Origin of the sequence: Longimicrobium sp. (assembly GCF_036388275.1) — a bacterium.
Taxonomy (GTDB): Bacteria; Gemmatimonadota; Gemmatimonadetes; order Longimicrobiales; family Longimicrobiaceae; genus Longimicrobium.
Window position 1 is genome coordinate 217,443 of record NZ_DASVSF010000110.1, and the last position, 14,904, is coordinate 232,346.

Below are 14,904 nucleotides of genomic sequence, written 5' to 3' on the forward strand. Positions count from 1 at the left end.
ACGCCTGCGGCCATTGGCCCAGGAGAGAGGCATACACGAAGAACTGGCTTCAACACGGCAGAGTTTCGCCTGTGGATGTCCAGGCCATGCTGCTCCGATGCAACGGAACGCAGCACCGTGAGAGCGGCCTCGTAACCGAGCCAGGCGTTCGGGTCCATGAGTTCTTCCCCGAGTGGCGGGGGGTACGGTGGTACGTGAAGGCCTACTACCACGCCGATCAGGGCCAATGGATTCTCATGAGCGTACATCCCGCGGAGGTCTAGATGAAGATCTGGAAAGAGGGCGATCTCTCGACCGCGCTCTGCCCGTTGTGCGAGCGGATCAAGGACGTCGCGTTCCGTCGCCGCGTGGTGGAACTGGACCCGGGCGTGAACATCCCTGACGTCCTCGTCGCAGTCTGCTGTGAATGCGACGAAATCGCCATGATTCCAGCACAATCGAGTCCGCGGCTAAGGGCCGGCTTCAAGCGCGCGACGGTCACGGTGAACGCGCGGGTGCCGCGGCACCTGGAAGACGTCCTGCTGCTCCTCGCGGACGAGGGATCCCGGTCGCAGCCGTCCACCTCCGCGGTGGTGCGGTTCCTTCTTTCCGAATTCGCTTCCGACTCGGCGCTCGCCTTGCGCGTGAAGGAGGCGTTGGGCAACGACCTGCTGAATGCGCCGGGAGACCACGAACTGTCGGTTCGCGTTCCGGCGGAGCTGGTGGTCCGCGTGGATGAAGCAGCTGCGAGGATGGGGATCGAAAGCCGCACGGCGGTGATCAAGGGGCTGCTCGCGGTGGCGAAGGAGGATGTGCTGGACGGCCGCGACGAGGTGCTGGGGAACACGATGCGCCGCGTACTCGCCGCCGTGACCTGACCCGCGGTATCTTGGGGCGGCCGATCGGGCCCGGTGGGAAAACTCGTGCACGGAGCGTGGGATGCGGGAGTGCGTGATCTTCGCGGGGAGTGGGAATCCGGAGCTGGCCCGCGCGGTGTCGGAACAGGTGGGGATGCCGCTGGGAACGTGCAGTGTAGAGCGCTTTCCCGACGGCGAAACGTCCGTGCGGCTGCTGGAGTCGGTGCGCGGCAACGACGTGTACCTGCTGCAGCCCACCTGCCCGCCGGTGAACGACAACGTGATGCAGCTGTTCGCCTTTGCCGACGCCTGCCGGCGCGCGGCCGCGGGGCGCATTCACGCGGTGCTTCCGTACTACGGCTACGCGCGCTCCGACAAGCGGCACGGCCGGCGCGAGCCCATCACCGCCAGCATGGTGGCCCTGCTGATGAAGGCGTCGGGCATCGACCACGTGCTGACCATCGACCTTCACACCACCCAGATCGAAGGCTTCTTCCCCGGCCCCTTCGACACGCTCACCGCCGTTCCCACCCTGTGCGCCGCCATGCGGGGCGAGCTTCCCGCCGACGCCGTCGTCGTTTCGCCCGACGCGGGACGGGTGAAGCTGGCGACCGAATATGCCCAGCGCCTGGACCTGCCGCTCGCCGTGCTTCACAAGCGCCGGGAGAGCGGAAGCGAAACGCGCGTCACGCACCTGGTGGGCGAGGTGGAAGGGCGCACCTGCCTGATCATCGACGACATGATCTCCACCGGCGGAACGCTGGTGGAGAGCGTGCAGGCGCTGCGCGACGCCGGTGCCGCGGGCTTTCACGTGGCGGCCACGCATGGGCTGCTCCTGGGCAACGCCATCGCGCGCTTGACGGACGCGGGCGTCCAGCGGGTGTGCGTCACCGACACCATCGCCCAGGAGCTGGACGAGGGCGGGGTCCTGCGAGTGGTCTCCGTTGCGGGGCTGCTGGCCGGCGCCCTCCGCAAGCTCGCCTCGGACGAATCGCTGGAAGAGCTGTTCTGAAATCGAACGTCGTACGGCGATACGACACGGTCCGTGCAGCGTGCATGGGAATTTCTGCCGCGCAGGTGCCTCAATCCCGGGGGTGAGTGACGATCCAACATCAAGCATCGTCATAGGTTAGCGCGCATGTTCCCGGATGGGAACATGCGCGTCGCGGAGTGGCCTTTCTCGTGCACTAGTTACCTGCTACCGAGAGCGGAAGCAGATCTAGCCGGGGCTTGACCGGCGCTGTCTTCCAGGGTTACTCTAAGTGGTTGCGAGGGTTCGGTTTGCGCCCCTGCGGGCGCCGCTTGATCCTCCATCCCCGTCCCTTAGCCGCCACACGCGACTCACCTTGCCCATCCTCCTTGTCTTTGCCGTGGCCGCCTTGGCGGCGCTGCTGGTGACACCGGCCATCGTGCGGGTGGTTACGGCCCACGGGTTGTACGGGCACGTGCGCGGCGACTCGCCCGCGCGGCGGGTGCCGCGGCTGGGGGGAATACCCGTGTGGCTGGCCACGTCGGCGGGGATCGTGGCGGCCGTGCTGGGGCCGGGGGTGAACGCCGCGGGCGCGGGGCCGGACCGGTTCTTCGTGGGCGTGCTGCTGGCGGGATCGCTGATGTTCGCCGTGGGCCTGCTGGACGACCTGTACAACCTTCGCCCCTCGGCCAAGCTGCTGGCCCAGTGCACCGCCGCCGTGGTGGCGTACGCGTGCGGCTTTCGCATCGACGGGATCACCTTCGCGGGCGCCACGCTCGACACCGCCGCCCTGGCGCTGCCGCTGACGCTGCTGTGGATCGTGGGCGTTACCAACGCCTTCAACCTGATCGACGGGCTGGACGGCCTGGCGACCGGGATCGGCCTGGTCGCGCTGTGCACCACGCTGGCCGTGGCGCTGATGCTGGGCAACCTGGAGGTGGCCATGGCGTGCGCCGCCCTGGGCGGCGCGCTGCTGGGCTTCCTCCGCTACAACTTTCGCCCCGCGCGCATTTTCCTGGGAGACTCGGGAAGCATGTTCGTGGGCTTCATGCTGGCGGTGCTGTCGGTGCACGGGAGCACCAAGAGCGCCGCGGCCGTGTTGGTGGCGGTGCCGGTGCTGGTGCTGGCGCTTCCCATCATGGACACGCTGCTCGCCATCGTGCGGCGCTGGCTGCGGGGCACGCCCGTGTTCGGGGCCGACGAGCGCCACCTTCACCACCGGCTGCTGGCCGTGGGAGTCACCCACGTGCGCGCCGTCGTGCTGATGTACCTGCTGGCCGCTGCGCTCGCCGTGTTCGGCGTCCTGCTGGCGTTCGGGCCCCCGTCGCTGGTGGCGGCCGTGGCCCTGGGCGGCGCCGCGCTGTCGATGGTGCTGCTGCTGGCCAGCATCAAGCTGCTGGGCTACTACGAGTTCGTGGAGGCCGGCGCGGTGCTGCACTCGGGGATGCGGGGCATCCGCCAGAGCATCCGCGACCAGATCCACGCCCGCGACGTGGCGCAGGTGCTGGCCCGCGCCGAGTCCATGGAGCACATCGAGGCGATCCTGGGCGACAACGCCGAGGGCCTGGGCCTGCTCTTCGCGACGGTCTGCCGCGAGTCGTCGCCAGTGGGCGCCCGGTCGGTGCTGCCCGGGGCCGTGGCGGCGGGCGCGTGGAAGCTGGAGTGCCCGGTGGAGCTGAACCACCCCAACGCCGATCCGTACGTGCTGCGCGTGTGGACCGAGGCGCCCGACGACCTGCGCCTGCTGACGGCCGACCGCACGGCGCGCGTGCTAGCCGCCGCGGTTCGCGGCTGGCTCACCGGCCCGCGCACGCGGCTTCCGGCTCCGGGCGGCGTCTCGCTCGGCCATCTCGGCCCCGCGCCGTCGGGCGCCTCGGCCTGATCCCTCCGCCCGATCCCGTCATCGACCACCCCGCTCCCGGCCCGGTGCGCGTCGCATACCTCAGCGCGTCCGGCGCGCTGGGCGGGGCGGAGCGCGTGCTGCTGGACGTGCTGGCCAGCCTGCGCGCCGCCGAGCCCTCGTGGCCGCTCACCCTGGTCTCGGGAGAGGACGGGCCGCTGCTGGAGCGCGTTCGGGCGCTGGGCGTGGAGGCGCACGTGCTCCCCTTCCCCCGTGGGCTGGCTGCGCTGGGAGACGCGGGTGCGGGCGGAACGCTGCGCCTCCTCGGCGGCATGGCCGCGGCCGGCCCCGGGGCGGCGGCGTACGTCGCGCGGCTGGCGCTTCTGCTGCGGCGCGCGCGGGCCGACGTGGTACACACCAACGGCTTCAAGATGCACCTGCTGGGCGCCTGGGCCGCCTCGCGGGCCACGCCCGTTGTCTGGCACCTTCACGATTTCGTCTCCACCCGCCGCGCGATGTCGGGCCTGCTGCGGCGCTCCGCCGGGCGATGCGCGGTGGCGGTAGCGGTTTCCGACGCTGTCGCCAAGGACGCGCGCACCGTGCTGGGGCCGGCCCTGCGCGTGGAGACGGTCCACAACGCAGTCGACCTTCGCCGGTTCACGCCCGACGGGCCCACGCTGGCCCTGCACCGGGCGGCGGGGATGCCGCCGGAGCCGGTGGGGACGGTGAGCGTGGGCCTGGTCGCCACCATGGGCGTGTGGAAGGGCCACGCGGAGTTCCTGCGCGCCGTCGCCCGCGTTCCGCGCGAGATCCCGCTGCGGGCGTACGTCGTCGGGGGCGGGATCTATCGCACGCAGGGGAGTGAGGTGTCGGTGGACGGCCTGCGGCGGCTGGCGGCGGAGCTGGGGATCGCGGACCGCGTGGGATTCACCGGCTTCGTCGGCGACCCGGCGGCAGCCATGCGTGATCTGGACGTGGTGGTGCACGCCAGCACCCAGCCGGAGCCGTTCGGGCTGGTGATCGCCGAAGCCATGGCCTGCGGCCGGGCGGTGATCGCCAGCGCGGCCGGCGGTGCGGCCGAGATCATCTCCCCCGGCCACGACGTGCTGGCGGTGGCGCCGGGGGACGTGAACGGCCTGGCCCGCGCCATCCGCCAGCTCGCTACCGACGAGATGCTCCGCTCCACTCTGGCCCGCCAGGGCCGCGAGACGGCCGTGCGCCGCTTCGACCGCGCGCGGCTCGCGTCGGCGCTGTCTCCGCTGTATCGTTCCCTCCTCAACCACTAGGCCGCGCCCCGTCCGCCGATCTCCAGTTGCCGCATCCGCTCCGAGTTCTTCACGTGTACGCGGGCAACCTGTACGGCGGGGTGGAGCGGATGCTCGCCACCCTGGCTTCGGCGCGCGTGGACGGCCTGGAGCAATCGTTCGCGCTCTCCTTCGACGGCCGGCTGGCGGACGAGCTGCGGCGGATGGATGCGCGGGTGGAGCTGCTGGGCCCCGTCCGCGTCAGCCGGCCGTGGACGGCGCTGCGGGCGCGGTCGCGCCTGGCGCGGGTGATCCGGGCCAGCCGGCCGGACGTCGTCGTCTGCCATTCCACCTGGGCGCACGGCATCTTCGCCCCGGTCGCGCGCGGCCGGGGCGTTCCCCTCGTATTCTGGCTTCACGACGTGGTGCGGGGCGGCACCTGGGCCGACCGGCTGGCCAGGCGCACGCCCCCGGACCTTGCCATCTGCACCAGCCGCTTCGCCCAGGCCGCGCTGGACCGCCTGTGGCCGCACGTTCCCGCCGAGGTGGTGTATCCGCCGGTTCCGCCGCCGACGGTAGAGCCAGCGTCAGGGCGGGAGGTGCGTTTGGAGCTGGACACGTCCATCGAAGACGTCGTATTCCTGATGGCGAGCCGCTTCGACCCCGCCAAGGGCCACCGCGTTCTCCTGGATGCGCTGGCCTCGATGCGCGAGGTGGAGGGGTGGACGTGCTGGATCGCGGGTGGCGCGTCGGGCCCGCGGGAGGCGGCGCACCTGGCCGGGATGCGCGCACTGGCGGAAGGGGCCGGAATCGCGGGGCGGGTGCGGTTCCTGGGCGAGCGCGCGGACGTGCCCCGGTTGATGGCGGCGGCGGACGTGCTCTGCCAGCCGAACCTTTCGCCCGACGCGTTCGGCATCGCCTTTGTAGAAGGGATGTACGCGGGGCTTCCCGTGGTCACCTCCGCGCTTGGAGGCGCGCTCGAGGCGGTCGACTCCACGACAGGCATCCTGGTTGCGCCTGGACGGGTGGACGCGCTGACGGAGGCGCTACGCGAACTGGCTGGGAGTTCCGGCCGACGCGCGGAGCTGGGCGCGGCGGGTCCCGCGCGGGCGCGGGCGTTGTGCGATCCCCATCGACAGGCGGAGCGAATGCGGCAGGTGCTGGCGGCGGCGGGGCAGGGATGAGCGAGGCGTGCTCGGCAGGGGGGCCGTCGTGAACACTGCGGCGCACCCAGTTCCCTACGCGGTGCCGTATCGCGGTGCGCGCCGGCGCCCCAGCCGGCCGTTTCCTTGGGTGCCGGCGTTCATCGTCTTCCAGCTCGCCTGCCAGCTGATGCTGATCTCCGGGCTGGCCGGCGTGCGCGTGCTGGTGCGCATGGCCGCGTTCGGGGCGAGCCTGGGGCTGCTGGCGCTGCTGCGGGGGCGCGGCTCCGCCCATCCCGCCCGGGGACCCGCCATCTTCGTGTTCGCCATCCTGGGCGTCTGCATCTTCCATCCCGAAACCTCGTCGTCCGCGGCGGGGGTCGCGCAGGTGGCGTTGTACGGCGCGGTGCTGGCGCCGCTGTTCTGGGTGCCGCGTCTCACCGCCATCGACATCCGCGCGCTGCGGCAGACGGTGATGGTGCTGTGGGCGTTCCACACCTTCAGCGCCGCCATCGGCGTGGTGCAGGTGTACCGCCCGGGAACGCTGCAGCCGCCGCTCTCGACCGTCGTGCAGTCCAAGGGCAAGGGCTACGTCGAAAGCCTCAAGATCACCACCGCCACCGGCCAGCGCGTGTTCCGGCCCATGGGGCTGACCGACGTTCCCGGAGGCGCGGCGGTGTCCGGACTGTACGCGGTGCTCCTGGGCGTGGGCTTCTTCCTCACCCGCCGCACTCCGCTCGCGCTCGGGGCGTCGCTGGCGAGCATCGTGCTGGGCGCCGCCTGCCTGTACCTTTCCCAGGTTCGCTCGCTGGCGGTGATGACGGGCATCTCGCTGCTGGCCGTGGGCGCCGTGCTGGTATGGAGGAAGGACATCAAGCGCCTGTCGATGCTGGGGTTCGGGGTGATCGGCATGCTGCTGCTGGGCTACGTGATGGCGGTGAACATGGCCGGAGCGGCGGTCACCAACCGCATGGCGTCGCTGGTGCAGGCCCGGCCCACCCAGGTGTACTACGACAACCGCGGCCGCTTCCTGGAAGACGCGCTGATGAAAACCCTTCCGGCCGCGCCCTTCGGCGAGGGGCTGGGGCACTGGGGAATGACGGCCACCTACTTCGGCGGAAGCGCGCCCGGCAAGAACATTTGGGTAGAGATCCAGTGGGCGGGGTGGATCGTGGACGGCGGCGCGCCCCTGCTGTTCACCTACCTGCTCGCCGTGGGTGTGTGCCTGATCTCCACGTGGCGGATTGCGCGCGCCCGCCCGCCCGGGCCCGAGTCGCACGACCTTCCGTTCTGGGCGGCCATCGTGATGGCGTACTCCGTCGGCGCCCTGGCGCTCACCTTTTCGTATCCCATCTTCGTTTCGCAGTCGGGGATGGAGTTCTGGCTGCTGAACGCCACGCTGTTCGCCGCGGCCCGCCACGCGCGCCAGGCCGCGCTCGCCGCCGAGGCGCCTGGGTGAGGCCCTGGGCGGTGGTGGCGGGCGACTTCGTCCGCACGGGGGGAATGGACGCGGCCAACCACGCGCTGGCCGGCTGGCTGGCGCGCAGCGGGCGCGAGACGCACGTGGTGGCGCATCGCGTGGCCGACGACCTCGTCCACGAGCCCAACCTGCACGTTCACCACGTTCCCCGGCCGCTGGGAAGCCACCTGCTGGGCTTTCCGCTGCTGGACCGGGCCGGCCGGCGCGCCGCGCGCACGCTGGCGGGCCGCGACCCCGCGGTGCTGGGGAACGGCGGCAACACGCGGGCGGCGGGCGCGGTGTGGCTTCACTACGTCCACGCCGCGTACGAGCCGCGCGTGGCGGGGCGGCCGTTGCGGCGCGGCATCGACCGCCTGGCCCGGCGGAGCGCGCTGGCCGACGAAGCCCGGGCCGTGCGCAGCGCCCGGGTGATCGTCGCCAACTCGCGCCTGACCGCGCGGCACGCCACCGAGCTGCTGGGCGGCGACCCGGCCGCGGTTCACGTCGTCTACTACGGCACCGACGGAGACCGATTCCGTCCGCCGTCGCCGGACGAGCGTCGGGCCGCGCGCGGGGCGCTGGGGTGGAACGACGACGTTCCGGCCGTCGCCTTCGTGGGCGCCCTGGGCGACCGGCGGAAGGGGTTCGACACGCTGTTCGAGGCGTGGCGGCTGTTGTCTGCCGGCGGATCGTGGGATGCGCGGCTGGCCGTCGCGGGCGCGGGCAGCGAGCTGGACCGCTGGCGCCGCCGCGCGGCGGAGGCGGGGCTGGCGGACCGCATCCAGTTCCTGGGATTTCACCCCGACGTGCGCCGCCTGCTGTGGGCCGCCGACGCCCTGGCCTCGCCCACGCGGTACGAGGCGTACGGGCTGGCCGTGCAGGAGGCCGTCTGCTGCGGCCTTCCCGTGCTGGTCAGCGAGGCGGCCGGCGTGGCGGAGCGCATCGGGGGCGAGGCGCGCCGGCTGCTGATTCCCGACCCGGACGACGCGGAGGGCGTGGCCGGGCGGCTGCGCGCGTGGCGGGACGGGTTGGAGGGGCATCGCTCCGCCGCGCTGGCGCTCTCCGCGCAGATGCGTCTCTGGACCTGGGACGACATGGCGCGGTCCATCGCCCAGCGGGTGGAGGCGGCCCGATGACGCAGTCGACGGAGTCGATGCAGCCCGGTGGATTCGCCCTGGTGGATGCGTGCTGGGTCTGCGGCGCGCGTGCGCTGGCGCCCGTGACGCGTGCCATCTTCGAGTTCGAGGGGTACCGCGAGCAGGATCCCGGGCTGGCGGCGTACACGGGCGCGACGGTGGACCTGGTGCGCTGCGCCGGGTGCGGCTTCGGCCAGCCCCGCGCCATGCCCACGCTGCCGGACTACTTCGGGCGGATGTACGACCAGCGCTGGTCCGACGAGTGGATCGACTCGGAGTTCCACTCCACGGCCAAGGACGCCATCTTCCGCGAGGTGCTGCGCGACCTGGCGGCTCGTGTGCCCGCGGGGGAGCGGACGCTGCTGGACCTGGGGGCGCACGTGGGGCGCTTCATCCACCTGGCCGCGCGGGCCGGCTGGCGCGCGGAGGGCGTGGAGCTGAATCCGCGCACCTCCGCCTACGCCGCCCGCGCCACGGGCCTTCCCGTCCACCGCGCGGACCTGCGCGACCTGGCGGAGGAGGGGCGCCGATACGCCGCGGTGACGCTGACGGACGTGCTGGAGCACATCCCCGAGCCGGTGGGGGCGCTGCAGGCCGTGCGGCGGGTGGTCGCGCCGGGGGGGTGGGTGGCGGTAAAGGTACCCCACGGCCCCAACCAGTTGCGCAAGGAGCTGCTGCGCGCCCGGCTGCGGCCCGGCTACCGGCCCACGGTGGCCGACAACCTGGTGCACGTGTCGCACTTCACCCCGCGCGCGCTGGCGATCGCGCTGGAGCGGGCGGGATTCGTGGACGTGCAGGTGCGCCCGGCCGCGCCGGAGCTGTTCGGATCGCGGCCCAGCCGGGCCGGGCGCCTGGCGGCCTACGCCGCCTCGCGGGTGCTGGGCCCCTCGTCGCCGCTGGCCCTGAACCTCCAGGCGTACGCCAGGGCGGGGGATTAGGGGGATCGAAGCGGCGACGGGCGGTAGATTCGTGGCGAACGGATGGGGTGTGGGTCCCGGCTGTGCTGGGGCGAATGAATTCGCTGCAACAACCACACGAAGTCTGCCTTCGCAGACTGGCTTGCTCGAGTGTGGGTGGAAGCCCGGAGCGCGGCCATGGCCTGGTGCAGTTCTCCCCCTCTCCCGCTCGCGGGAGAGGGGGCCGGGGGGAGAGGGCAGCCGCGGACTGCGCCGGCCCAGGTCGAGACGCCTCAAGCCGGTGAGGGACCCCCGCCGCGCGCACCGGAGCTGACGGTCGTCATCGCCACGCACAACAACCAGCCCGTGCTGCAGCAGGGGCTGGAAAGCTGGGCCCGTTACGCCGCCGGTCAGCCGGTGGAAATCGTCGTGGTCGAGGACGGCTGCACCGACGGCACCCGCGAGTACCTCGCCGGCCTGGTCGCCGGCGGCTGGAAAGGGCCGCCGCTGCGCGTCATCCACGAGAACGACGCGCACGAGCTGGTGTGCACCAACCGTGGCCTCGCCGACGCCCGCGCGCCGCTGGTGATGAGCTGGCACGACGACATGTTCCTGCTCGCCGGGTGGTTCATCCCCGAGCTGATCGCCACCTTTCGCGCCTACGACGACATCGGCCTGCTCGCGCTCAGCCGCGGGCTGACGTTTTCCCCCGTGGACGAGCCCGTGCGCACCTGGGACGACACCGTGGACTGGCGCCGCGTGCAGAGCACCATCGGGCCGCCGCCGCTCAACTGGGTGCGGCTGAACGAGGTGGACGGCGTGGTGCGGCCCTGGGTGGTGCGCAAGGCGTGCACGGACCGCGTGGGCGTGCTGGACCCGGCCTTTCGCCCCACCGAGTGGGACGAGTCGGACCTGTGCTATCGCATCAGGGCCGCGGGGTGGCGGGTGGCGGCGCATGGCTATGAGCGCGACGAAGCGTACGTGCACCAGCTGAGCACCACCTACGCCCGCACGCCGTCCGCCGGGCGGCAGGCCATCGGGCTTCGCAACGGGCTGCTCTTCTACGAGCGCTGGAGCGACGCCATCCGCCGCGAGCACGGCAGGCCACGCAAGTCGTGGCGCCGCCGGGCCACGGCGCAGGGGTGGGCGGCGGCGCTGCGGCAGGTTGCGCGCTACGCCGCCGGCCGGCGCACCGCGTGAGCCGCACCCGTCGCGCGGGAATCGCCGCCACCTTCGGCTACCTGCAGTTCGGGGTGGCGCTGGCGGCGGGGATCCTGGTGGTTCCGTTCGTCCTGTCGCGCGTGGGCGCCGAGCCGTACGGCGTCTGGCTGGGCTTCGGCGAGCTGGTGGCGTATTCGGCCATGGCCGACCTGGGCGTGCTGGCGGTGCTCCCCTGGCTGGTGGCCGAGGCGGACGGGCGCGCCGACCGCGACGAGATGCGCGGGCTGGTGGCCACCGGCGGCCTGGCGGCGATCCTGGCGGCCGTGCTCTTCGCCGCCTTGAGCCTGGCGCTGCTGACCCTTGCCCCGGGCCTTACGGGGGTCACGCCGGAACAGCGGGCGACGGTGATGAAGCCGCTGCTGTTCCTGGTGGCGGGAACGGCGGCTGTGTACCCCGTCCGCGTCTTCCACTCGGTGCTCCTGGGCCTGCAGGACGTCACCTTCCTGGGCATGCTGGGCATCGCCCAGTCCGCGCTGAACGTGGTGCTGCTGGTGGTGCTGCTGGCCGCCGGGCAGGGGCTGTACGCACTGGCCGCCGCGGCGACCATCCCTGCGCTGGTGTCCGGAGTCGCCAGCCTGGTTCGGCTGTGGACCATCGCTCCCGACCTGTTGCGCGGATGGCGTCTTCCGACCGCGCGGCGGCTGGGGGACGTGACGGTGCAGGGCATCGGCGCCTGGACGGGCGGGCTGGGGTGGCGGATGGTGTCGGCCAGCAGCACGCTGATCCTGCTGTCCGTGGCCGGCCCCGCCGCGGCGGTCACCTTCGCCCTCACGGCGCGCCTGGGCGACGTGCTGACGCAGATGAGCTGGCAGATGCCCGACGCGGGGCTCGTGGGGCTAGCGCAGCTGCGGGGCGAGGGCAACCGCGAGCGCACCAACGAGGTCGTCGTTTCCATCTTCCGCCTGACGCTGATCGGCTCGGGGGCGGTGGCGTGTTCGGTGCTGGCCTTCAACCCCAGCTTCGTCGCGCTGTGGGTGGGGCCCGACCGGTTCGCGGGGCTGGTGACCAACGCGCTGCTCGCCGCCGGGGTGCTGTCGCTGTCGCTGGGGCACGCCGTGTTCGTGACGGCCAGCACGCTGGGCGCCCGGGTGCAGATCGGCGCCGTCTCCATCGCCCAGGGCATCGTCCACGTGCTTGCCGCCATCTGGCTGGGGCGCCAGTTCGGCACCGCGGGCGTGGCGGCGGCGGGGGTCATCGGCACGGCGGCGGTGGCGTACCCGCTGGGAATGCGGTACCTGCACCAGGTGACGGGGCTCGGCTCGACCGCCCTTTGGCGGCGCGCGCTGGGCCCGTGGAGCGCCCGCGCGGCGGTGTTGTTTCTGCTGGGGCTGGGCGTGGGGATCATGGGATGGAGGGCGTCGGTGTGGCCCCCGCTGATGGCGGCTCCCGTGCTGGGCGTCCTCTACCTCTGGGCGATGAGGCCGCTGTACGCCGGCCTGCCGCTTCCCGAACGCGTGCGCCCCGTGCTGGTGCACCTGCGGCTGCTTCCGCCTGATGCCGTATCACCTTTCACGTCGCCGCCGGACGAGGTCGTGGACATCGAGCCGGCGGACGCGGGGCCGCACCCTGCACCACGAGTGAGCTGAATGACGCCGACCAGGAGGAACGAATGACTGAACTGATTTTCGTCGTCGAAGAGCGAGAAGAGGGCGGGTACCGTGCTCGCGCACTGGGAGAATCCATCTTCACCGAAGGAGACACGCTCGCAGAACTGCGGGAGATGGTCCGAGATGCGGTGCGCTGCCACTTCGATGAACACGAGGGTCCGAGCGTGATCCGGCTGCATTTCACGCGGGACGAGGTGCTGGCCGCGTGAAACTCCCACGCGACATCGACGGACAGCAACTCACCCGAGCGCTTCGGCGGCTGGGCTACGAGACCGTGCGCCAGAAGGGCAGTCACATCCGACTCAACATAACGGCGTCCATAGCGTCACGGTTCCCGCCCACAGGCCGATCACCGTGGGAACCCTCGCAGCAATCCTCGACGGCATCGCCGATCATTTCGAGATCAGCCGAGACGAACTGCTGACTCGGCTGTTTGGATAATGACTCTGGACCGCGAGCGCGCCGGATGACGCCGATCGAGACCGCCGAGGGACACGCGTACCGCCGGCGCTCGCCGCTGGAAGTGGTGGGTGCGGTCGTGGCGCGCCTGGTTCCCGAGAGTGGTCCCCGGCGCTGGCTGCGCGGCGCGTACCACGCCCTGCTGGGCGGCGGACGCGGCGTGGAATCGGTGCTCCCCGGCGGGGAACGGGTGCGCGTGCTTCCCGAGTACCGGTTCGTCAGCTGGAACCACGTGGAGTACGCCGCCTTTCGCGCCGCCGCCGCGCCGGGCGGGGTGGCGCTGGACGTGGGCGCCAACGCCGGCGCCTATGCGCTGCTCTTCGGGCAGTGGGTGCGGCCCGGCGGACGGGTGTTCGCCTTCGAGCCGTCGCCCGAGGCGTTCGAGGGGCTGCGCCGGCACGTGGAGCTGAACGGGCTGGCCGACGTGGTGGCGCCGGTGCGCGCCGCCGTGTCGGACATGGCGGGAACGGCGGCCCTGATCGGCGCGGGGCACCATGGGACGAGCCGGCTGGCCGCCGCGGGCGAGGCGGGGACCCAAACGGTGGAGACGGTGACGATCGACGCGTTCTGCGCCGCGCATGGCATCACCCCCACGCTGATCAAGATCGACGTGGAGGGCTTCGAGCTGGAGGCGCTGCGCGGCGCGCGCCAGACCATCGCCCGGGCAGGCGCGGGGCTGGCGCTGTTCGTGGAGATGCACCCCACCGTCTGGCGCGAGCGCGGCCTGTCCGCCGACGAGGTGAGGGCCGAACTCCGCCTGCAGGGGCTGCGGGCGGAGCCGCTGCGCGACGTGGACGATCCCTGGGCGCTGGAGGGCGAGTGCCTGCGCCTGGTGCGGGCGTGAGCGCCCGCCGGGCCGCGTAAGCGTGCGCATCCTTTTCGCGAACGACGGCATCGGCGACGCGGGCGGCGTTCAGGCCTACCTCGCGGCCGTGATGCCGGGGCTGGAGGCCCGCGGGCACGACGTCGCGTTCCTTCACCAGGATCGCCCCCGCCCCGACGCGCCATCGCCCGCACCGGCCGGGGCACCTCACTTCGGCATCGAGGAGCGGGGGATGGACGCCGCCCTGGCCGACGCGCTGGCGTGGGCGCCGGACGTGGCGTTCGTCCACAACATGCGCCCGCTGGAGGTGGACTGGCGGCTGGCGGATTCGGTGCCCGTCGTCAAGTTCATGCACGGCTACTTCGGCACCTGCGTCAGCGGGCAGAAGGCGCACCTGTGGCCGCGTCCGCAGACCTGCGGAAAGCCGCTGGGGCCCGGCTGCCTGGCCATCTACGGCCCCCGCCGCTGCGGCCGGCTGCGCCTGGGCTACGTGGCGCGCCAGTACCGCTGGGCCAACGAGCAGAACGAGCTCTTCAGCGAGTACGCCGCGGTGGTGACCGCCAGCCGCCACATGCGCGACGAATACGTGCGGAACGGCGCTCCCGCCGAGCGCGTGCACGCCCTTCCGCTCTTTCCCACGCTGGGGGGCTACTCGGTGGACCCGCCGGAGGGGTTTCGCGTTGCGTTCCTCGGGCGAATGACGCCGGTGAAGGGCGGCGACCTGCTCATCCGCGCCGCGGCGCAGGCGAAGGAGCAGACGGGAGCCGCCATCGCCCTGACGATGGCGGGCGACGGCCCGCGGCGCGCGGAGTGGGCGCGACTGGCCGCCTCGCTGGGCGTGGACGCCGACTTTCCGGGCTGGGTGGGAGAGGCGGACAAGGCGGAGCTGCTGCGGTCCGCGTCGCTGCTGGCCGTCCCCAGCGTCTGGCCGGAGCCGTTCGGGCTGGTGGGGCTGGAGGCCGGGGTGTTCGGCGTGCCCTCGATCGCCTTCGACGTGGGCGGGATCGGCGAGTGGCTATCCGATGGCGTGAACGGAATCCTGGTCTCCGGCGATCCACCCACGGCCGATTCCTTGGCTGCGGGGCTGGTGAGCGCGGTTCGCCACCCGGGCGCGTTACGAGGCATGCGTGCCGGCGCGCGCCTGGCCGCGGAACGCATGTCGCTCATCCGCCACCTGGACTCCGTGGAGCGCGTGCTGGCCGAGGCCGCCGGCCAGGGCGTGTTCGCCAGCCTGCCTCCCGGCACCTGACGCCTCCGTTTCGGCGCTGACC

13 protein-coding genes are annotated in these 14,904 nt (G+C 72.3%); all 13 read left to right on the forward strand.

Going from position 1 to position 14,904, the window contains the following annotated elements; all coding sequences use genetic code 11:
* Positions 1-263 precede the first annotated feature (263 nt).
* The 13 genes from VF632_RS26070 (at position 264) to VF632_RS26130 (ending at position 14,882) form a co-directional block, all read left to right on the forward strand.
* Positions 264-857 (forward strand): hypothetical protein, encoded by a 594-nt coding sequence (locus VF632_RS26070; protein WP_331025880.1) that lies wholly within the window; start codon positions 264-266, stop codon positions 855-857.
* Between the two features lie 61 nt (positions 858-918).
* Positions 919-1,848 (forward strand): ribose-phosphate pyrophosphokinase, encoded by a 930-nt coding sequence (locus VF632_RS26075; protein ID WP_331025881.1) that lies wholly within the window; start codon positions 919-921, stop codon positions 1,846-1,848.
* A gap of 334 nt (positions 1,849-2,182) precedes the next feature.
* On the forward strand, positions 2,183-3,688 hold the full coding sequence (locus VF632_RS26080) for an MraY family glycosyltransferase (protein WP_331025882.1): 1,506 nt from the start codon (positions 2,183-2,185) through the stop codon (positions 3,686-3,688).
* Between the two features lie 44 nt (positions 3,689-3,732).
* Complete coding sequence (locus VF632_RS26085; RefSeq protein WP_331025883.1) at positions 3,733-4,932, forward strand: glycosyltransferase family 4 protein; 1,200 nt, start codon at positions 3,733-3,735, stop codon at positions 4,930-4,932.
* Between the two features lie 26 nt (positions 4,933-4,958).
* Positions 4,959-6,074, forward strand: a complete 1,116-nt coding sequence (locus VF632_RS26090) for a glycosyltransferase family 4 protein (protein WP_331025884.1) — start codon at positions 4,959-4,961, stop codon at positions 6,072-6,074.
* 109 nt (positions 6,075-6,183) lie between these two features.
* On the forward strand, positions 6,184-7,491 hold the full coding sequence (locus tag VF632_RS26095; protein WP_331025885.1) for a hypothetical protein: 1,308 nt from the start codon (positions 6,184-6,186) through the stop codon (positions 7,489-7,491).
* Positions 7,488-8,627, forward strand: a complete 1,140-nt coding sequence (locus tag VF632_RS26100; protein WP_331025886.1) for a glycosyltransferase — start codon at positions 7,488-7,490, stop codon at positions 8,625-8,627. Before VF632_RS26095 ends, VF632_RS26100 begins: the two co-directional genes overlap by 4 nt.
* Complete coding sequence (locus tag VF632_RS26105) at positions 8,624-9,565, forward strand: class I SAM-dependent methyltransferase (RefSeq protein WP_331025887.1); 942 nt, start codon at positions 8,624-8,626, stop codon at positions 9,563-9,565. The genes VF632_RS26100 and VF632_RS26105 overlap by 4 nt, the downstream gene beginning before the upstream one ends.
* Positions 9,566-9,721: 156 nt before the next feature.
* Positions 9,722-10,723: a glycosyltransferase family 2 protein gene (locus tag VF632_RS26110; RefSeq protein ID WP_331025888.1), complete on the forward strand. Its 1,002-nt coding sequence runs from the start codon at positions 9,722-9,724 to the stop codon at positions 10,721-10,723.
* Positions 10,720-12,330, forward strand: coding sequence for a hypothetical protein (locus VF632_RS26115; protein WP_331025889.1), 1,611 nt, complete (start codon positions 10,720-10,722; stop codon positions 12,328-12,330). The genes VF632_RS26110 and VF632_RS26115 overlap by 4 nt, the downstream gene beginning before the upstream one ends.
* Positions 12,331-12,353: 23 nt before the next feature.
* A complete protein-coding gene (locus VF632_RS26120) occupies positions 12,354-12,560 on the forward strand; it encodes a hypothetical protein (protein ID WP_331025890.1) in 207 nt (68 codons plus the stop codon).
* 257 nt (positions 12,561-12,817) lie between these two features.
* Positions 12,818-13,654: an FkbM family methyltransferase gene (locus VF632_RS26125; protein WP_331025891.1), complete on the forward strand. Its 837-nt coding sequence runs from the start codon at positions 12,818-12,820 to the stop codon at positions 13,652-13,654.
* Positions 13,655-13,676: 22 nt separating this feature from the next.
* Positions 13,677-14,882: a glycosyltransferase family 4 protein gene (locus VF632_RS26130; protein WP_331025892.1), complete on the forward strand. Its 1,206-nt coding sequence runs from the start codon at positions 13,677-13,679 to the stop codon at positions 14,880-14,882.
* Positions 14,883-14,904: the final 22 nt, after the last annotated feature.

Coding starts and splice junctions, on each gene's coding strand:
- VF632_RS26070 (WP_331025880.1), top strand. CDS start 264: ATGAAGATCTGGAAAGAGGGCGATCTCTCGACCGCGCTCTGCCCGTTG.
- VF632_RS26075 (WP_331025881.1), top strand. CDS start 919: ATGCGGGAGTGCGTGATCTTCGCGGGGAGTGGGAATCCGGAGCTGGCC.
- VF632_RS26105 (WP_331025887.1), top strand. CDS start 8,624: ATGACGCAGTCGACGGAGTCGATGCAGCCCGGTGGATTCGCCCTGGTG.
- VF632_RS26110 (WP_331025888.1), top strand. CDS start 9,722: ATGGCCTGGTGCAGTTCTCCCCCTCTCCCGCTCGCGGGAGAGGGGGCC.
- VF632_RS26120 (WP_331025890.1), top strand. CDS start 12,354: ATGACTGAACTGATTTTCGTCGTCGAAGAGCGAGAAGAGGGCGGGTAC.
- VF632_RS26125 (WP_331025891.1), top strand. CDS start 12,818: ATGACGCCGATCGAGACCGCCGAGGGACACGCGTACCGCCGGCGCTCG.